This is a genomic window from Streptomyces sp. SLBN-31, assembly GCF_006715395.1.
Classification (GTDB): domain Bacteria; phylum Actinomycetota; class Actinomycetes; order Streptomycetales; family Streptomycetaceae; genus Streptomyces.
Window position 1 is genome coordinate 1,510,651 of record NZ_VFNC01000001.1, and the last position, 19,533, is coordinate 1,530,183.

At 70.6% G+C, this 19,533-nt stretch carries 12 protein-coding genes; 10 read left to right on the forward strand and 2 right to left on the reverse strand.

Features of this window, described 5'->3' with window-relative positions; translation table 11 throughout:
- The first annotated feature begins 275 nt into the window (after positions 1-275).
- From FBY22_RS06985 to FBY22_RS07005, 5 genes are all read left to right on the forward strand, one after another.
- On the forward strand, positions 276-3,071 hold the full coding sequence (locus FBY22_RS06985) for an aconitate hydratase (protein WP_142143279.1): 2,796 nt from the start codon (positions 276-278) through the stop codon (positions 3,069-3,071).
- A gap of 145 nt (positions 3,072-3,216) precedes the next feature.
- The gene (locus tag FBY22_RS06990; RefSeq protein ID WP_142143281.1) at positions 3,217-3,693 is read left to right on the forward strand and encodes a hypothetical protein; all 477 of its coding nucleotides are present in this window, start codon (positions 3,217-3,219) and stop codon (positions 3,691-3,693) included.
- Positions 3,690-5,183, forward strand: a complete 1,494-nt coding sequence (locus tag FBY22_RS06995) for a cell wall metabolism sensor histidine kinase WalK (RefSeq protein ID WP_142143283.1) — start codon at positions 3,690-3,692, stop codon at positions 5,181-5,183. The genes FBY22_RS06990 and FBY22_RS06995 overlap by 4 nt, the downstream gene beginning before the upstream one ends.
- Positions 5,184-5,466: 283 nt before the next feature.
- Positions 5,467-6,549 carry a lytic polysaccharide monooxygenase gene (locus tag FBY22_RS07000; protein ID WP_142143284.1) on the forward strand — a complete coding sequence of 361 codons (1,083 nt, stop codon included), beginning with the start codon at positions 5,467-5,469 and terminating at the stop codon, positions 6,547-6,549.
- A 337-nt stretch (positions 6,550-6,886) separates the two neighbouring features.
- On the forward strand, positions 6,887-10,159 hold the full coding sequence (locus FBY22_RS07005; RefSeq protein WP_142143286.1) for a GH92 family glycosyl hydrolase: 3,273 nt from the start codon (positions 6,887-6,889) through the stop codon (positions 10,157-10,159).
- On the opposite strand, the gene FBY22_RS07010 is transcribed toward FBY22_RS07005, so the two are convergent.
- Positions 10,140-11,147, reverse strand: a complete 1,008-nt coding sequence (locus FBY22_RS07010; protein WP_142143288.1) for an acetylxylan esterase — start codon at positions 11,145-11,147, stop codon at positions 10,140-10,142. The genes FBY22_RS07005 and FBY22_RS07010 overlap by 20 nt on opposite strands.
- Positions 11,148-11,351: 204 nt before the next feature.
- Here FBY22_RS07010 and FBY22_RS07015 point away from each other — a divergent pair, with 204 nt between their 5' ends.
- The 5 genes from FBY22_RS07015 to FBY22_RS07035 are packed head-to-tail and all read left to right on the forward strand — an operon-like array spanning position 11,352 to position 17,584.
- Positions 11,352-12,332: a sugar ABC transporter permease gene (locus FBY22_RS07015; RefSeq protein WP_142143290.1), complete on the forward strand. Its 981-nt coding sequence runs from the start codon at positions 11,352-11,354 to the stop codon at positions 12,330-12,332.
- Positions 12,326-13,198 carry a carbohydrate ABC transporter permease gene (locus FBY22_RS07020; RefSeq protein ID WP_142143292.1) on the forward strand — a complete coding sequence of 291 codons (873 nt, stop codon included), beginning with the start codon at positions 12,326-12,328 and terminating at the stop codon, positions 13,196-13,198. The genes FBY22_RS07015 and FBY22_RS07020 overlap by 7 nt, the downstream gene beginning before the upstream one ends.
- A gap of 36 nt (positions 13,199-13,234) precedes the next feature.
- Positions 13,235-14,890, forward strand: a complete 1,656-nt coding sequence (locus FBY22_RS07025; protein WP_142143294.1) for an extracellular solute-binding protein — start codon at positions 13,235-13,237, stop codon at positions 14,888-14,890.
- A 16-nt stretch (positions 14,891-14,906) separates the two neighbouring features.
- Positions 14,907-15,587, forward strand: a complete 681-nt coding sequence (locus FBY22_RS07030; RefSeq protein ID WP_142143297.1) for a hypothetical protein — start codon at positions 14,907-14,909, stop codon at positions 15,585-15,587.
- A complete protein-coding gene (locus FBY22_RS07035; protein WP_142143299.1) occupies positions 15,584-17,584 on the forward strand; it encodes a beta-galactosidase in 2,001 nt (666 codons plus the stop codon). The genes FBY22_RS07030 and FBY22_RS07035 overlap by 4 nt, the downstream gene beginning before the upstream one ends.
- Here the strand turns inward: FBY22_RS07035 and FBY22_RS07040 are convergent.
- Entirely contained in the window at positions 17,578-19,521 is a 1,944-nt protein-coding gene (locus tag FBY22_RS07040) for an alpha-glucuronidase (protein WP_142143301.1), read from the reverse strand. The two genes, FBY22_RS07035 and FBY22_RS07040, sit on opposite strands and share 7 nt — an antisense overlap.
- Between the last annotated feature and the right edge of the window lie 12 nt (positions 19,522-19,533).

Here is a 19,533-nt window from a genome sequence, read left to right on the forward strand (position 1 = left end):
CGTCCCCTCGTGCGACCGGGTGCGCCGGCAAGGAAGACGAAACGACTGGGTTCGCTGTCAAACGCCTCGATTGGATGACAGCGGACGCCGGGCCCGGGCATGACCATCCCGCCCCCATGTACTAGAGTTATCTCGACATCGAGATATCTGCCGAGGAGCACCGCAGCCGCCAGCCCGCTAAGGGTTACCTAACTTAGCCTTACCTTAGCGGATCGGCCGAGATGCCGTGGCGGCAGGATCGTGGTGGTACGCGCACATCAATGAAGGAGACTGTCGTGTCGGCGAACAGCTTCGACGCCCGCAGCACGCTGCAGGTGGGCGACGAGTCGTACGAGATCTTCCGGCTGGACAAGGTGGAGGGCTCCGCTCGCCTGCCGTACAGCCTCAAGGTCCTGCTGGAGAACCTGCTCCGCACGGAGGACGGCGCGAACATCACCGCCGACCACATCCGCGCCCTCGGCAGCTGGGACTCGCAGGCCCAGCCCAGCCAGGAGATCCAGTTCACGCCGGCCCGCGTGATCATGCAGGACTTCACCGGCGTTCCCTGTGTCGTGGACCTCGCGACCATGCGTGAGGCCGTGAAGGAGCTGGGCGGCGACCCCGCGAAGGTCAACCCGCTCTCCCCGGCCGAGCTGGTCATCGACCACTCCGTCATCGCCGACAAGTTCGGCACGAACGAGGCGTTCGCGCAGAACGTCGAGCTGGAGTACGGCCGCAACCGCGAGCGCTACCAGTTCCTGCGCTGGGGCCAGACCGCGTTCGACGACTTCAAGGTCGTCCCGCCGGGCACCGGCATCGTCCACCAGGTGAACATCGAGCACCTGGCGCGCACGGTCATGGTCCGAGGCGGCCAGGCCTACCCCGACACCCTGGTCGGCACCGACTCCCACACCACCATGGTCAACGGCCTCGGTGTGCTGGGCTGGGGCGTCGGCGGCATCGAGGCCGAGGCAGCGATGCTCGGCCAGCCGGTCTCCATGCTCATCCCGCGCGTGGTCGGCTTCAAGCTGACCGGGGAGCTCCCCGCCGGCACCACCGCCACCGACCTGGTGCTCACCATCACGGAGATGCTCCGCAAGCACGGTGTGGTCGGCAAGTTCGTCGAGTTCTACGGCGAGGGCGTCGCCGCCACCTCGCTGGCCAACCGCGCCACCATCGGCAACATGTCGCCGGAGTTCGGCTCCACCGCCGCGATCTTCCCGATCGACGACGAGACCATCAAGTACCTCAAGCTCACCGGCCGCTCCGAGCAGCAGCTCGCGCTCGTCGAGGCGTACGCCAAGCAGCAGGGCCTGTGGCTGGACCCGAAGGCCGAGCCGGACTTCTCCGAGAAGCTGGAGCTCGACCTGTCCACGGTCGTCCCGTCCATCGCCGGCCCGAAGCGCCCGCAGGACCGTATCGTCCTCGCCGAGGCCGCCCAGCAGTTCGCCAAGGACGTCCTCAACTACGTCGAGGCCCCCGTCGCCCAGACGGCGGCCGCCGCCTCCTCCGTGGTCGACGAGGCGAGCGCCGAGTCCTTCCCGGCCTCCGACGCCCCGGCCTACGGCCACGAGGAGAACGGCGCCGGCGCCCCGCAGCACGGCCAGGGCACCGGCGCCGTACCGTCCAACCCGGTCCAGGTGACCGCCCCCGACGGTTCGACGTACGAGATCGACCACGGCGCGGTGACGGTCGCGGCCATCACCTCCTGCACCAACACCTCGAACCCGTACGTCATGGTCGCCGCCGCGCTGGTGGCCAAGAAGGCGGTCGAGAAGGGCCTGACCCGCAAGCCGTGGGTCAAGACCACCCTCGCCCCGGGCTCGAAGGTCGTCACCGACTACTTCGACAAGGCGGGCCTGACCCCGTACCTCGACAAGGTCGGCTTCAACCTGGTCGGTTACGGCTGCACCACCTGCATCGGCAACTCCGGCCCGCTGCCGGAGGAGGTCTCCAAGGCCGTCAATGACCACGACCTCGCCGTGACGTCGGTCCTCTCCGGCAACCGCAACTTCGAGGGCCGGATCAACCCCGACGTCAAGATGAACTACCTGGCCTCCCCGCCGCTGGTCGTCGCGTACGCCATCGCGGGCTCCATGAAGGTGGACATCACCAAGGACGCGCTCGGTGTCGACCAGGACGGCAACCCGGTCTTCCTGAAGGACATCTGGCCCTCCGAGGCCGAGGTCAACGACGTCGTGGCGAACGCCATCGGCGAGGACATGTTCAACAAGTCCTACTCCGACGTCTTCGCCGGCGACGCCCAGTGGCAGGCGCTGCCGATCCCGACCGGCAACACCTTCGAGTGGGACGCCGAGTCGACCTACGTGCGCAAGCCCCCGTACTTCGAGGGCATGACGATGGAGACCACTCCGGTCTCCGACATCACCGGCGCGCGGGTCCTGGCCAAGCTGGGCGACTCGGTGACCACCGACCACATCTCCCCGGCCGGCGCCATCAAGGCCGACACCCCGGCCGGCAAGTACCTCACCGAGCACGGTGTGGAGCGTCGTGACTTCAACTCCTACGGCTCCCGCCGAGGCAACCACGAGGTCATGATCCGCGGCACGTTCGCCAACATCCGCCTGCGCAACCAGATCGCGCCGGGCACCGAGGGCGGCTACACCCGCGACTTCACCCAGGACGGCGGTCCGGTGTCGTTCATCTACGACGCCTCCCGCAACTACATCGAGCAGGGCATCCCGCTCGTCGTCCTGGCCGGCAAGGAGTACGGCTCCGGCTCGTCCCGCGACTGGGCCGCCAAGGGCACCGCGCTCCTCGGCGTCAAGGCCGTCATCGCCGAGTCGTACGAGCGCATCCACCGCTCGAACCTCATCGGCATGGGCGTCCTGCCGCTGCAGTTCCCGGAGGGCGCCACCGCCGAGTCCCTCGGTCTGACCGGCGAGGAGACCTTCTCCTTCACCGGTGTCGAGGAGCTCAACAACGGCACCACCCCGCGCACGGTGAAGGTCACCACCGACACGGGCAAGGAGTTCGACGCGGTCGTCCGCATCGACACCCCCGGTGAGGCCGACTACTACCGCAACGGCGGCATCATGCAGTACGTGCTGCGCTCGCTGATCCGCAAGTAAGCGGCGGCGCACGGCAGTCGAGCACCGGAAGGGCCGTATCCCCGTATGTCGGGGGTGCGGTCCTTCCGCCGTATCCGCCCGATGTCATCACCCACCCTCAGGGTGAACACAGGGTTCCGACAGCGGACCGGGACAGTATCGGGACATGTCAGGCACCCTGGGGACCCGCACCGGCCACCGCGTCCACGCGCCCGTCGTCACCGCCGAGCCCGCCCACACCGACGCGCTGCCCGCCCTCGCCCCCGCCCCCGATTCCGGGGAGAGGCGGCGGCCCCGCCCTGCCAAGGGCGTGCTGGACGGCCCGCACGGCAGGTGGGCACCAGGCAGCTCGCGGTACGCCGACTCGGGGCGCCCGACAAGGCTCGGTCACGGCGGCGACCGAGGGGACGGTCGCGGGGGTGACGAGTTCTTCGCCGTCGGCCGACGGGACGGTCGCGGGGGTGACGAGTTCTTCGCCGTCGACCGGGCTGATGGTGGCTGCGGCGAGCCCATCACCGGAGGCCGGGACCTCGTCGCGGGAACGGCCCGCAGTACAGGTGGGCGAGGGAGGGGCCGGACGCCGGTCCTGCGCGTCGGGCGCGGCGAGGGCCACGCCATCAGGCCGGTGGAGGGCGGCAGATGACCGCCCGCCCGCGCGGCCGCTCCCTGCGCACCCGCCTGCTGCTCTTCGTCACCGCCACTCTGGTCGCCGTGTGCGCCGCGATGGCGGGTACCACGGCGCTCTTCCAACGCTCCTATCTGATGGGCGAGTTGGACGACCGGGTCGGCGACGAGGTCACCCTTGGCCTGGGCGGGGCCGAGCTGTCTGCGAACGACCGGGCGAGCCTGTCCTTCCTCAACGAGAACGGCCATCCCGCCGGGACGCTCGCCGCCCGGCTTGACGCGCACGGCGAAGTCGTGTCGGCGGCCGTCGTCCGCCAGGAGGCCCCGCCGCGGAACCTGACCGCGGACCAGCGCGCCGCCCTGCGCGGCATCGCGCCCGACGGGTCCGAGCACACCCGTACCGTGCCCGGACTCGGCGTCTACCGGATCGCCGCCGCGCGGTCGGGCGACGTACGAGTCCTGGCCGGACTGCCGATGGCCGACGTCCGGGACACGATCGGAGCACTCGTGGCGGCCGAGGCCGCGGTGGCGGCGGCCGGTCTGGCGGTCGCGGGCGTCGTCTGCGCGGTGGTCATACGACGGCAACTGCGCCCTCTGGGCCGGGTCGCCGCCACCGCCGCGGCTGTCACCCGGGTCCCGCTGGACCAGGGCGAGGTCACAGGCCTGACCCGGGTCCCCGTCCGGGACACGGACTGCGACAGCGAGGCCGGCCAGGTCGCGGCCGCCCTCAACCGGATGATCGACCACGTGGAGACCTCCCTCGCAGAGAGGCAGCGCAGCGAGGAACGCATGCGGCGCTTCCTGGCCGACGCCGGCCACGAACTGCGCACCCCGCTCGCCTCCATCGCCGGCTACGCGGAGCTGATGAACCGCGGCACGGACCGGGTCGAGCCGGTGCTGGCCTGGCGGACGGTGTCGGCGGAGTCGGCGCGGATGACGGGACTGGTGGAGGACCTGCTGTTGCTGGCCCGGCTGGATGGGGGACGCCCCCTGGAGCAGGCCGAGGTCGATCTCGCGGCCGTCGCCGCCGAGGCGGTGTGGCAGGCCCGGGCGTCGGACGACGGCCACCACTGGCAGCTCGCGCTGCACCTCGACGACGCGCCCGCCCTCGTCACCGGGGACCGGGCCAGGCTCCACCAGGCGCTGGCCAACCTGCTGGCCAACGCGCGCATGCACACGCCCGACGGCACGACGGTCCTGGTCGAGGTGGAGGCGACAGGGCAGCGGTGCGTGGTGCGGGTGCGGGACGACGGGCCGGGGATCGCGCCCGAACTGCTGCCGACGGTCTTCGAACCCTTCACCCGCGCCGGCTCCTCCCGGACCCGGCCCCCGGGAACGAAGGGCGGATCGGGGCTGGGGCTGGCGGTCGTCAGGGCCGTCGTCTCGGCGCACGGGGGGCGGATCGACGCGGAAAGCACCCCGGGCCGCACGGAGTTCACCGCCCAACTCCCGCTGCTCGCGAACCCGTTCACGGTGGAGTCGTCCAGCGGCACCCATGCCGTGCACTGAGCGCGTCCGTACGGTCGGCGCCCGAAGCCGACGCACGGCTCGCGGCGGCGGGCAGCCGGGTGGTGCGTCGGCTGGGGCGGCGTCGTATTCGAGTGGCCGGCGGCGCCGGGCGTTTACAAGCGGGCCCGACAGCGCTAACTTCCCCCACAGGCAGGGTGGGAGCGCTCCCATAAGGTGACGGACCGGAACCCGCCGCCCTCGGGTCCGCTCCCACCCCGCTCGACAGCTCACGCGCACCCCGCACCCGCATCCGTACGGCCGTACGCGAAGGATGACATCTGTCATGATCCTGTCAATACTGGGAACGGGCCGCCGATCAGCGTCCTCGGCGCGCACCCGGGCCCTCTTCCTCGTCCTGGTCTCCCTCCTCGCCACGCTCCCGGCCCTCGCCCTCGTCGTCACGGCGGGCGGCAGGGCGGAGGCCCACGGCACCCCCATGAAACCCGGCAGCCGCACCTTCCTGTGCTGGCAGGACGCCCTCACCGACACCGGCGAGATCAAGCCGGTCAACCCGGCGTGCAAGGCCGCCCAACAGGTCAGCGGCACCACGCCGTTCTACAACTGGTTCTCCGTGCTGCGCTCCGACGGCGCCGGCCGCACCCGCGGCTTCGTCCCGGACGGGGAGTTGTGCAGCGGAGGCAACCCCAACTTCACCGGCTTCAACCTCCCGCGGAGCGACTGGCCGGTCACCCACCTCACGTCGGGCGCGACCGTCGACTTCTCCTACAACGCCTGGGCGGCGCACCCGGGTTGGTTCTACGTCTACATCACCAAGGACGGCTTCGACCCGACCAAGCCGCTCACCTGGAACGACCTCGAGGACAAGCCCTTCCTCACGATCGACCACCCGCCCCTGAACGGCACCCCGGGCACGGTCGAGGCCAACTACTCCTGGTCCGGCAAGCTCCCCGACAACAAGTCCGGGCGCCACATCGTCTACATGGTCTGGCAGCGCTCGGACAGCGCGGAGACCTTCTACTCCTGCTCCGACGTCGTCTTCGACGGCGGCCACGGCGAGGTGACCGGCATCCACGAGCCGGGCAACCCCACCGACCCCGTCCCGGGCACCTGCTCCGCCACCCGCAGGACCACGGGCAACTGGAGCGGCGGCTACCAGTCCGAGGTCACCGTCACCAACACCGGTGACGTCCCCATGCTGGGCTGGATGGTCGACTTCACGCTGCCGGGCGGCCAGTCGGTGGCGAGCCTGTGGAACGGCAACGCGACCTACACGGGCCAGGACGTGATGGTCCACAACGCCGACTGGAACGGATCACTGAGCCCAGGACAGAGCACGGCCTTCGGGTACGTCGTCCAGGGCGACGGAGGTGATACGGCGACCACCCTTCCCTGCCAGGTCGGTTGACCCGGCGGACGCTCGGGCTCGGGGCGGACCCGGTGGCGGCGTGGCGCTCCACCGGGTCCGCGAGCCGGGCAGGCCGGGGGAGTACCTGTCCGGATGGTGCTGGCTTGTGGCGACGCCGCGATGCGACGACAACGTTGTCTATGGGTCTGCACATGACTTTACCGCGTCAACCGACAACGCTGTCAATCGAGTTGGCCTGCCTGATTGGGCCCGTACGGATGTCCTTGCGGTGCGCCCGCGCCCGCCCTCTTCCGTGATACGCGTGACGCACGCTACTGTCCCTGCGGCTTGTGCGACCCGTGGTGCGCGACCCGTCCGAAGGAGGAGGGGCCGCCTCATGCGCCTGCGCCCTGCGTCCCTGCTGCTGGCCGCCGTTCTGGCGGTCACCGGTGCCACGCCCGCCCTGGCGGCCACCGCGGCACCCCCCGAACTGCTCAAGGACCCCACCCCGTACGTCGATCCGCTGATCGGCACGAAGAACGGCGGGGACGTCTTCCCGGGCGCCGTCACCCCGTTCGGCATGTTCTCCTTCAGTCCGGAGAACACCAGAGGCGACGCCACCCGCACCGCCGCGCCGGGCGGCTACCAGTACGACGCCACCCGTATCAGAGGCTTCAGCCTCACCCACATGTCCGGCACGGGCTGCGCGGGCGGCAGCGGCGACATCCCGTTCTTCCCCTACGCCGGTGAGGTCACCTCCTCGCCGGCCGCCGACACCAAGGACGCCGTCTACGCCTCCGACTTCCGCCACACCGACGAGACGGCCGAGCCCGGCCACTACAAGGTCGGCCTGGCGTCGGGCGTCACCGCCGACCTGGCGGCCACGGCCCGCACCGGCTCGGCCCGTTTCACCTACCCCGCGGACAAACCGGCCTCCCTGCTCATCCGCACCGCCAACTCCGAGGTGGGATCGACCGATTCCTCGGTCACCATCGACCCGAAGACCCGTACCGTCTCCGGTTCGGTGACCTCCGGGAACTTCTGCGGCTACCTCGACCCCGAAGGCCAACGCGCCTACTACACGCTCTACTTCACCGCCCGCTTCGACCGCGCCTTCAAGGCGACCGGAACCTGGCAGGACGACACGCTGAACCCCGGCTCGACCTCGGCCTCCGGAGGCACCGGAGGCTTTTCCCACGGTGGCCGGCCGGTCGCCGGCAAGGGGGCGGGCGGCTACGTCGAGTTCGCGCCCGGCGAGGGCCCCGTCGGCGTCAAGGTCGGCATCTCCTACGTCAGCCGGGCGGGCGCCGAGGCGAACCTCGCCGCCGAGAACCCGCCGCACCGCTCCTTCGGCGCGGTGCGGGACGCGGCCCGCCGGGCCTGGCGCGACCGGCTGGACGCCATCCGCGTGGGCGGCGGCACCGACGACGAGCGCACCACCTTCTACACCGCGCTGTACCACTCCCTCCTGCACCCGAACGTCATCAGCGACGCCGACCGCCGCTACCGAGGCAGCGACGGCAAGGTGCACACCGTCGGCGGCGGTCACCGGGCGCAGTACGGCACCTTCTCCGGCTGGGACGTCTACCGCGACCAGGTGCAGCTGCTCACCCTCCTCGACCCGAGGACCGGGTCCGACATCGCCCAGTCGCTGTACGAGCTCGCCCGGCAGAACGGCGGCGTCTGGGACCGCTGGCTGCACGGCGCGAGCGGCACCCACGTCATGAACGGCGACCCGTCCCCGACCGCCCTCGCCGGCATCCGCGCCTTCGGCGGCACGGACTTCGACCTGCGCGGTGCGCTGAAGTCCCTGGTCCGGGCGGCCACCGTGCCGACCGAGCAGGACCTGTCCGCGGCCGGCAAGCCCGTCCTGTCGGTCGGCCAGCGGCCTTCGCTCGACAAGTACCTGAAGCTGCACTACATGCCGTCCGTCTCCAACGCCTGGGGCGGCGCCGCGGAGACCCTGGAGATGTCCGGTGCGGACTTCTCGCTCTCCCAACTCGCGGCCGCGGCAGGGGAGAAGGCCACCTCGAAGGCCTTCGCCGAGCGCGCGCAGTGGTGGCAGAACAACTTCAACATCGCCGCGGACCCCACCGGCGGCTACATCGCCAACCGCAAGGCGGACGGCAGCTGGGTCACCGGCTTCACCCCGGCCACCGGCAACGGCTTCGTCGAGGGCACGGCCGCCCAGTACACCTGGATGGTCCAGCACGACCCGGCCGGACTCTTCGCGGCGATGGGCGGCAGGGACAAGGCGCTGGCCCGGCTCGACGCCTTCTTCCACGACGGCGACGGCGGCTGGTCCTTCACCGGCGGGGGCGGCGACAAGTCCGAGCTGGACAACGAACCCTCGATCAACGTGCCCTACCTGTACGACTACGCGGGCGCCCCGTACAAGACGCAGGAGACCGTCCGCGCGGCGATGAGACAGCTGTGGTCCACCCAGCCCGGTGGCATCCCCGGCAACGACGACCTCGGCGCGATGTCCGCCTGGTATGTCTTCTCCGCCCTCGGCATGTACCCACAGGTCCCTTCCCGCGCCGAACTCGCCCTGGCCTCACCGCTGTTCGCGCGCATCGAGATCGACCGCCCGCACGGCAACGACATCTCCGTGCGGGCGGCGGGTGCCGCCGCCGACACCCCGTACATCACCTCGCTGAAGGTCGACGGCCGTACCAGCGGGCGTCCCTGGCTCCCGGCGTCCTTCGTGCGGGACGGCGGACGGCTGGACTACACGCTCTCCGGTACGCCGGACAAGACCTGGGGCGGCGACCCGTCCGACGCGCCGCCCTCCTTCCGCGCGGGCGAACAGCCGTACCAGATCGGCGTCGGTCCCACCACGGCGACCGTCGCGCCCGGCGGAAGCGCGAAGGTCGGCATCCGGGCGCTGTCGATGAGCGGGGGCGCGGGCCCCGAGGTGCGGTTCAAGGTCGAGACGCCGGACGGGATCGCCGCGACACCCGCCGAGGGAACGGTCGCCGACGGGAAGCAGGAGATCACCCTCACGTCGGCGGCGGACACCGCACAGGGCTTCTACGACGTCGAGGTCACCGTCACCTCGCAGGGCACCTCCTACGAGCAGCCCGTCGCCCTGACCGTCGCGGCCCCCGGCACTCTGCTCGCCGCCTACGACAACACCGGTGTCTCCGACGACGAGGGCGACCACGACGAGGCCGACTACGACGGCGGCGGCTGGAGCTACTCCCGCCAGGCCCTCGCCGCGGCCGGGCTCACCGCGGGCGGGCGGGGCACGGTGCAGGGTCTCGCCTTCACCTGGCCCGCCTCCCCGAGCGGCCGCCCCGACAACGTCTCCGCCGCCGGGCAGACCATTGAACTCGGCGATCCCGTGCGCACGTTGTCGTTCGTCGGCAGCGCCGTCAACGGCAACCAGCAGACCCAGGCCACCGTCACCTACTCCGACGGCGGCACCGACACTGTCGACCTGTCCTTCACCGACTGGACCGTCGGCGGAGGCGGCGGCACCGTCCAGTACGGCAACGAGGTCGTCGCCAGGACCGCGTACCGCAATGTCGCCGGCGCCGACAAGGACCCGGTGGCGACGTACGTCTTCGCCACCAAGCCCTTCACGGCACCGGAGGGGAAGACCATCGCGAGCGTGAAGCTGCCGCGGAACGCGGACCTGCACGTGTTCACCCTCGCGACCGGCTGACCTCCAACAGAGCAGCCAACCAGTCGAGTTGGCGGCGCACATGCACCGCGTCGCCGCCCTCGTGGCCGTTGTAGGGATAGGCGCGGATCTCCTTGCGGGGGTCCGCGCCGCTCAGTTCCGCATACCGGTTGAAGGCCGCGTACGCCCCGCTCGGCGGGCACACCGTGTCGCGCAGGCCGACCCCGAAGTGGGCCGGGGCGTGGGCCCGCCGCGCGAAGGAGATCCCCTCCACGTAGGAGAGGGTGCGGTACGCGGCCGCCTCCGCGCCGCGATGCACGGCGAGGTAGGCCGCGATCTCGCCGTACGGACCGGCGTCGGTGAGGTCGAGGGCGCGCCGGACACCGCACAGGAAGGGGGCGCTGACCAGGACCGCCGCCAGGTCAGGCACCAGCCCCGCGACGGCCAGGGCGAGTCCGCCGCCCTGGCTGTTCCCGACGGCCGTGACACGGCGGCCGTCCACGCCCGGCAGCGCGCGCACGGCCGCGACCGCACGCACCGCGTCCGTGATCAGCCGACGGTAGTGGTAGTCGCGCGGGGCGAGCAGGCCGCGCACCGCCGCGCCCGGGCCGCCCGCTGCGGAGCCCGCCCACGGGTCCGGGGTGTCGCCGCCGCAGCCGTACTGGTCGCCCTGGCCGCGGTTGTCCATGAGCAGATGCGCGTATCCGGCGGACACCCAGGTCAGCCGCTCGTGGGGGAGGCCGCGCCCGCGCCCGTACCCGGCGTACTCCACGACCGCGGGAAGGTCGTCGCGGGTCCCGGCGGGCCGGCTGAACCAGGCGCGCACCGGATCGCCCTCGAAGCCCCTGAAGGTCACGTCCCAGGTCTCCGTCAGCCGCAGGCCGCTCCGCACCGGGGTCACGGTCGCCAACGGCTCCGCCCGGTCGGCCTCTTGGAGCGTGCCGAGCCAGAACTCGTCGAAGTCGGGGGGCTCCTCGACGTCCGGACGGTGGCGCTCCAGCTCGGTCAGCGGCAGGTCGAACGCGGGCACGGCCACCTCGCAGGAGTCGGGCGGAGCATGGAAACTTGCGGAGTCCTACCCAGCCGTCCGTGCGTTGCAACTCCCTTCATCCGTCTCAGAAGACTGCCGCAGCACCCATTGACAGCGCTTTCTAACAGCCTCTAAGTTGCGCCAAGTTACCGGTAAGAGCTCGAAAGTTTCGGCCACTTCTCCGCCCCCACGGGAGGACCGAGCATGAGCACCACCACCAAGACGGCCCCTCCGCCGGGCGCCCGGAACACCCCGCGATCGACGCCCCGGCCCGCCGGGCGCGGCGGCGGCCGGCGCCGGGCACTGCGCCGCGACTGGCAGCTGTACTCGCTCGCCGTCCTGCCGCTGCTGTTCTTCCTGGTCTTCCGCTATCTGCCGATGATCGGCAACGTCATCGCCTTCCGGCGCTTCGAGCCGGGCGGCTCGATGTTCGGCGAGGAGTGGGTGGGCCTGCGCTACGTGCGCATGTTCCTCAGCGACCCGACCTTCTGGCAGGTGTTCCGCAACACGCTGTGGCTCGGCGGTCTCACGCTGGTCTTCTGCTTCCCGGTCCCGATCGTCCTCGCGCTGCTGCTGAACGAGGTGCGGCGACGCTCGCTGAAACGGTTCGTGCAGTCGGTGTCGTACCTTCCGCACTTCCTGTCGATCGTGATCGTCGCGGGCGTCACGATGCAGATGCTCGCCACCGACGGCCCGGTCAACCACGTCCTGGGCCGGCTCGGTCACGACCCGATCCGCTTCATCCAGGAACCCGACTGGTTCCGCACCATCTACGTCGGCTCCGAGATCTGGCAGACCGCCGGCTGGGGCACGATCCTCTACCTCGCCGCGCTCACCACGATCGACGAGGACCTGTACGAGGCCGCGCGCATCGACGGCGCCAACCGCTGGCAGCAGATCTGGCACGTCACCCTGCCCGGCATCCGCCCGACGATGATCACGCTGCTGATCCTCAACATCGGCACCTTCATGGCGGTCGGCTTCGAGAAGGTCCTGCTGCTCTACAACCCGCTGACCTACCCGAGCGCCGACGTGATCTCGACGTACGTCTACCGGGCCGGCGTCGAGTCCAACAGCTTCAGCTACGCCGCCGCGATCGGCCTGTTCGAGGCGGTCATCGGCCTGGTTCTGATCACCTCCGCCAACCAGCTCTCGCGCCGCACAGTGGGGACCAGCCTGTGGTGAAGCCGACCCGCTCCTACCGGGTCTTCCAGGGCGTCAACGGGGTGCTCCTGACCCTCGTCGTGGTGGTGACCCTGTATCCCTTCGTCAACATCCTCGCCCGCTCCTTCAGCGGCGAGCGGCAGATCCGGGCCGGCGAAGTGACCCTGTGGCCCAAGGGGTTCAACCTCACCACGTACCGGATCGTCTTCCACGACTCGATGTTCTGGCGGAACTACGGCAACACCGTCCTCTACACGGTCGTCTCGACCGTCGTCGCCATGGTCCTGACGACCTGTTACGCCTACGTCCTGTCCAAGAGGCACCTGCGCGGACGCACCGTACTCGTCGGCGTCGCCGTGTTCACCATGTTCTTCACCGGCGGCCTGATCCCCAACTACATCCTGGTCACCTCCCTAGGTCTGAAGAACACCGTGTGGGCGATCGCGCTGCCGAACGCGATCAGCGTGTTCAACCTCCTGGTGATGAAGGCCTTCTTCGAGAGCCTGCCGACCGAACTGGAGGAGGCCGCGCAGATCGACGGCCTGAGCACCTACGGCATCCTGCTCAGGATCGTGCTGCCGCTGTCCAAGGCGGTCGTGGCGACGATGGTGCTCTTCTACTCGGTGTCCTTCTGGAACTCCTGGTTCAGCGCCTTCCTCTACATGGACAGCACGGACCTGATGCCGGTCACCGTCTACCTGCGCAACCTCATCGCGGGCGCCACCTCGGGCGGCAACGCCGGCGCCACCACCGAGCAGCTCAGCCAGGTCGGCGCCAGCATCCAGGCGGTCGCCATCGTGCTCACCGCGCTGCCGATCATCTGCGTGTACCCCTTCGTCCAGCGCTACTTCGTCTCGGGCGTGATGCTCGGCGCGGTCAAGGGCTGATCCCAGCAACTCACCGACGGAACAAGGGAGTTCCACGTGAAGAACGCAGGAGAGCTGTCGCGCCGGCAGATCCTGGCCGCGGCCGGGTTCGCCGGTCTCACCACCCTCACCGGCTGCGGCGGCGGGGACGGCGCAGCGGACTCCAAGGACCTGTCGAAGAAGCAGAACGGCGCGATGAAGGAGTACCGCGCGGGACAGCGTTTCAAGGCCGCGAGGCCGCTGTCGTTCTCGATGCTGCACAACGACAACCCGGTCTACCCGCTCAAGAAGGGCTGGCTGTTCTGGAAGGAGGTCACCCAGCGCACCGGGATCACCCTCCAGCCCCTCGACGTGCCGCTGGCCGACTACGAGAAGAAGCGCAGCGTCCTCATCGGCGCGGGCGACGCCCCCTTCCTCATCCCGAAGACCTACCACCCCTCCGAGGTCGCCTTCGTCTCCTCCGGGGCGATCCTCCCGGTCAGCGACTACACGCACCTGATGCCCAACTACCGGGCCAAGGTGCGCAAGTGGAGGCTCGAGCCCGAACTCGACTCCATCCGCCAGTCCGACGGCAAGTACTACCTGCTGCCCGGCCTGCACGAGAAGCCCAAGGCCGGCTACTCGCTGTCCTTCCGCACGGACGTCCTCGACCGGCACGGCCTGAGCCTGCCGACGACCTGGGACGAGGTGTACGACGTCCTGACGGCACTCAGACAGGAGTACCCCGGCAAGTACCCGTGGACCGACCGCTGGAGCACCAACACCCCCTTCCCGTGCGGGGCGCTGTTCAGCTACCTCGGCCAGGCGTACGGGGTCAAGGCCGGCTGGACGTACGACAACATCAGCTTCGACACCAAGGCGCACCGGTTCGTCTTCACCGCGGCCCAGGACGAGTACCGCGCGATGGTCGAGTTCCTGAGGAAGATCGTCGCCGAGAAGCTGCTGGACCCGGAGAGCTTCACCCAGCAGGACGACCAGGCCGTGCAGAAGCTGCTCGCCGAGAAGTCCTATGTCATCAGCGCCAATCCGCAGGAGCTGGTGCAGAACTACCGCTACAACCTGAACAAGCAGGTCAAGGGCGTGAAGATCGAGATGGTGCCGGTCCCCCTCGGACCGGCCGGCCCGATCGTGCTGAGCGGCGTCCGGCTGGAGAACGGCGTCATGATCTCCAGCAGGGCGCTCAAGAGCGACAGTTTCGTGGCGATGATGCAGTTCGTGGACTGGCTCTGGTACTCGGACGAGGGCCAGGAGTTCTGCAAGTGGGGCGTCGAGGGCGTCACCTACACCAAGTCCGGTGACACCTACCGTCTCAAGCCCGGCATCTCCCTCATGGGCTCCGCCCCGGACGCGCCCAAGGACCTGCAGAAGGACTACGGCTTCTTCAACGGCGTCTTCACCTACGGCGGCAGCTGGAAGCTGGTCTCCTCCTCCTTCGGACCCGACGAGAAGAAGTTCCAGGACGCCATGTCGCAGCGCCGGCAGCTGCCCGTCGACCCGGCCCACCCGCTGCAGTCCGCGGAGCAGGAGCAGGCGACGCTGTGGGACACCCCCCTGAAGGACCACGCCATCCAGAACACGCTCAAGTTCGTCCTCGGCAAGCGTCCGATGTCCGAGTGGAACGCCTACCTGGGCGAGCTGAAGGCGAAGAACATGCAGCAACTCGTCGACCTGCACAACAAGGCCTACGAACGGTTCAAGAAGGAGAACGGGTGACCCCCGGGGAGCCCCGATGAGCGCACCGGCGACGGCCTTCGGCGACGGCCCCCTCTCTCGTGCCGTCGCCTTGGTGCACACCCTCGTCACCGTCGAGGCCCTGCTGCTCACGGCCGCCTCACCGGGCCTGGCCGGCCTGTTCCTGCTGGGCCCCGACCCGTCCAACCTCCCCCTCGCCGCCGTGGCGGCCCTCCCGCTGGGCCCCGCCCTGTCGGCCGCCGTCTACGCCCTCCACCACCGTGACCGGGACCTCACCGACCTCCATCCGGCCCGCGCCTACGCGCGCGGCTGGCGCCTGAACGCCCTGCCGGCGCTGAGACTGTGGACGCCCCTGCTCGCCTGGCTGGCCGTGATCGCCTTCACGCTCACCCACTTCTCCGCCAGCGGCCTGCCCGGCTGGTGGGCCGTGCTGCTGGCCGCCATCGGCGCCGGCTCCCTCCTCTGGGGTGCCCACGCGCTTGTCCTGACCTCGCTGTTCACCTTCCGCGCCCGTGACACCGCCCGCCTCGCCGCGTACTTCCTCCTGCGGCACGGCAGGGCCACCCTCGCCGCGGCCTCCCTGCTCGTGCTCACCGCCGCACTGACCGCCCTGCTCACCGAGGCCCTGCCCGCCCTGCTGGCCGCCCCGCTACTGCTGTCCCTGCTGTACGGCAGCCGCCGGGTGATCGGCGAGACCCAAAAGGACTTCACCGCATGACCGGCAAGATCCGGTACGGCGGCGACTACAACCCCGAGCAGTGGCCCAAGGAGGTCTGGGACGAGGACCACCGCCTGTTCGCGCGGGCCGGGATCGACACCCTCACCGTCGGCGTCTTCTCCTGGTCCCTCACCCAACCGGCCGAGGACTGCTACGACTTCACCGTCCTCGACGACATTCTCGACCGGGCCGCGGCCGATGACAGGAGTGTCTGCCTGGCCACCGGAACCGCCGCCCTCCCGCCCTGGCTCGCCAAGAAGTACCCGGAGGTCAACCGCACCGACTTCGAGGGCCGCCGCCACCGATACGGCCAACGGCACAACTTCTGCCCCAGCTCACCCGCCTACCGCCGCCTCGCCACCGCCCTGGCGGCCCGGCTCGCCGAACGCTATCGCGCACACCCCGCGTTGGTCGCCTGGCACATCAACAACGAGTACGGCGGCTCCTGTTACTGCGACCTGTGCGCCGAGGCGTTCCGCGACTGGCTGCACGGCACGTACGGCACCCTCGACGCCCTCAACGACGCCTGGTGCACCACCTTCTGGTCCCACCGCTACACCGACTGGGCCGAGATCGAGCCCCCCAGCGCCCTCACCGAGCACTGGCGCGGCCCCGACCACACCGCCTTCCAGGGCACCACCCTCGACTGGTTCCGCTTCACCACCGACGCCCTGCTCGGCTGCTTCCTCGCCGAGAAGGAGGCGATCCGCCGGCACGACCAGGACACCCCCGTCACCACCAACCTCATGGGCATGTTCCGCCCCCTCGACTACCACCGCTGGGCGCCCCACCTCGACTTCGCCTCCTGGGACAGCTATCCGCCCCTCGACGCCCCGCCGACCTGGCCCGCGCTCGCCCACGACCTGATGAGGGGGCTCAAGGGCGGCGCCCCTTTCTGGCTGATGGAACAGACGCCGTCGACGACGGCCTGCCGTGACGTCAACCCGCTGCGCAGGCCGGGGGAACTGCGCCTGGCCACCTTCCAGGCGATCGCCCACGGAGCCGACGCGACCCTCTACTTCCAGATGCGCGCCTCACGCGGCGCCTGCGAGAAGTACCACGGCGCGGTCATCGGCCACGCGGGCCGCGACGACACACGGGTCTTCACCGAAGTAGCGGCGCTGGGAGGAGAGTTGGCGGATCTCGGCCCCGTGACGCTGGGCGCCCGTACCCCTGCCCGCACCGCCCTGCTCTTCGACTGGGACAGCTGGTGGGCCCTGGAGATCTCCGACGGCCCGTCCCGGCCGGTGAAGTACCAGGAGGCCGTCCACACCTACTACCGGGCCGCCCGCGAGGCCGGCGCCGACGTGGACGTCGTACCGCAGAGCGCGGACCTCACGCCGTACGACGTCGTCCTCGCCCCCGTCCTGCACATGGTCAAGGGCGACCTCGCCCCGCGTCTCGAAGCGGTGGCGCGGCGCGGCGGAACGGTCCTGACCACCTTCCTCTCCGGCAGGGTCGACGAACACGACCGGGCGTTCCTCGCCGACGTGCCCGGACCGCTCGCCGCCCTCATGGGCGTCCGCGTCGACGAATGGGACGCCCGGCCACCGGAGTTCGTCCAGCCGATCCCCGAACTGTCCGCCGAGGCACGGCTCGTCTTCGAACTCGTTCTGCCGCGCGGCGCCGAGACCGTCGCCACGTACGGCACCGACTTCTACGCCGGCACCCCGGCCGTGACCCGGCACGAGTACGGCGCGGGCGAGGCCTGGTACGTGGCCACCGCCCTCGACCGGCAGGGCGTGGACCGGGTCGTGCGCCGGGTCCTCGACCGGCACGGACTGCTCGGCCCGTACGCCGGGCACCCGGCCGTGGAAACCGCACACCGCGTCGCCCCGGACGGCACCCGCCTGCTCTTCCTCCTCAACCACGCCCAGGAAGCGGTTCACCTGACCGCACACGCCACGGCGACCGACCTGCTGACCGGCAGGCGGACCGAGGAGGGCGCCGCCCTCACCCTCGACCCGCTCGGCACGGCCGCCCTGCGCCTTCAGTAGATCGTCCGCCCCCGCTCGTCCGGCACCCCGGACTTGCGGAAGAAGTAACTGTTGATCTGGTCCCGCCACTCGCGGGCGCTGCGCAGCTGCTCCTCGTACCGCTCCGCCACCCGCGCGTGGCGCGCCGGCTCCACGCGGCCCTTCAGTGAGGCCCACACGGCCATCGCGCCCTCCACCTCCGCCACACCCTCGAAGTGCGTGTCGTAGATGTGCTGGATCACGGTCCTGCCGCTCTTCAGGACGTGCCCGTACGGCATGTGGTGGAAGAACAGCAGCAGCTCGTCCGGGCAGGTCTCCGGCGACTCGTACGCCTCGGCCCACGGCGCCCGGTACTGCCCCGCGTACCCCGTCCCGGTGGCGCTGCTGCGGTCCACCCCGACCCCGTCCCGGTCGGCGAAGTGGTAGGTGCCCCACGGGCTGTACTCGTACCCGTCGACACTCGGCCCGTAGTGGTGCCCCGGCTGCACCATGAACCCCACGCCGAGGGGCGCGGTGTACTTCTCGTACGTGCGCCACGAACCGTCCAGCACGGCGTGCAGCTCCTTCGCCGGGCCCTCCGCACCGAACGTGAGCCCGATCCACTCGTCCAGGATCGCGCCCGGGTCCGCGTCGGGCCGCCAGGCCAGCCGCCCGAACGTGTAGAGGTTGGCCTGGGCGAGGGGATGCCCGGTCCAGAAAGGGTCGTCGCCGACGTTGGAGACGGCCACCAGCTCCTCGTACCCGCGCCCCGCCGCCGAACCGAACCGCAGCACCTCGCTCCACATCGGGCCCAGCCAGCACACATGGCGCTGCTGGCCGGTGTACTCCTGCGTGGCCTGCAGCTCCACCGCGAGAGCGGTGCGCCGCATCGCGCCGATCAGGGGTGACACCGGCTCCCGCACCTGGAAGTCCATCGGCCCGTGCTTCACCTGGAGCACCGCGTTCGGCGCGAACAGCCCGTCCAGCGGCAGGAAGTGGTCGTACGCGGCCCGCGCCCGGTCCGTCGTCCGGTCCCGCCAGTCCTGGCGGTGGTCGTAGACGAAGGCCCGCCAGTGGACCGTGCCGCCGTGCGGCGCGAGCGCCCCGGCCAGCATGTTCGCGCCGTCCGCGTGCGTGCGGCCGTAGGCGAACGGCCCGGGCTGCCCCTCCGAGTCGGCCTTCACGACGTATCCGCCGAAGTCGGGGATCGCCTCGTACACCCGGGCCGTCGCCCCGGCCCACCACCGCCGCACGCTCTCGTCGAGGGGATCGGCCGTCTCCAGGCCGCCGAGCACGATTGGCGCGGCGAAGGTCACCGACAGGTGCGTCCGGATGCCGTACGGCCTCAATGCGGCCGCGATGTCGGCGACTTCACCGATCCGGTCGGTCAGCAGCCGTGCCTCGGTCGCGTGCACGTTGACGTTGTTCACGGCCACGGCGTTGATCCCGCAGGCCGCCAGCAGCCTGCCGTACGCCCGTACCCGCTCGAACTCCCCGCGCGCCCGGCCGTCCGCCCAGAACAACGACCCGCCCGCGTACCCCCGCTCCACCTGGCCCATGACCGGGTGCACGGCCACGTTGTCCCAGTGGTCCAGCATCCGCAGCGCCGACGCCGGCCGGTGCTCCTCCACCCGCCGGTCGCCCCGGAACGCCGCCTCCCCGAGCCGTACGACATGGAAGAAGCCGTACAGCAGCCCGCATCCGCCGGACGCCGTGACGGTCGTGCGTCCGTCACGGCGTTCCAGGGTGAACGCCTCGCTCCCGTCGTCGCCCGTGACGTGAAGGACGAGTTCGGGGTCGTCCTCCACGAGAGCGCCGCCGAACCGGGCGCAGGCCTCCGCCACCTCCCCGTGCACCGTCTCCACCAGCGGGCCCGATCCTCGGATCAGGACCCGCCGGCCGCCGATCGGCCGGAACGCCTCCTCAGGCAGCCAGGCCGGATCGACACCCTCGGGCAGGACGGGAACGGGAAGCGGCATCAGACCCCCAAC

Coding starts and splice junctions, on each gene's coding strand:
- FBY22_RS06990 (WP_142143281.1), top strand. CDS start 3,217: ATGTCAGGCACCCTGGGGACCCGCACCGGCCACCGCGTCCACGCGCCC.
- FBY22_RS06995 (WP_142143283.1), top strand. CDS start 3,690: ATGACCGCCCGCCCGCGCGGCCGCTCCCTGCGCACCCGCCTGCTGCTC.
- FBY22_RS07000 (WP_142143284.1), top strand. CDS start 5,467: ATGATCCTGTCAATACTGGGAACGGGCCGCCGATCAGCGTCCTCGGCG.
- FBY22_RS07005 (WP_142143286.1), top strand. CDS start 6,887: ATGCGCCTGCGCCCTGCGTCCCTGCTGCTGGCCGCCGTTCTGGCGGTC.
- FBY22_RS07015 (WP_142143290.1), top strand. CDS start 11,352: ATGAGCACCACCACCAAGACGGCCCCTCCGCCGGGCGCCCGGAACACC.
- FBY22_RS07030 (WP_142143297.1), top strand. CDS start 14,907: ATGAGCGCACCGGCGACGGCCTTCGGCGACGGCCCCCTCTCTCGTGCC.
- FBY22_RS07035 (WP_142143299.1), top strand. CDS start 15,584: ATGACCGGCAAGATCCGGTACGGCGGCGACTACAACCCCGAGCAGTGG.
- FBY22_RS07040 (WP_142143301.1), bottom strand. CDS start 19,521: ATGCCGCTTCCCGTTCCCGTCCTGCCCGAGGGTGTCGATCCGGCCTGG.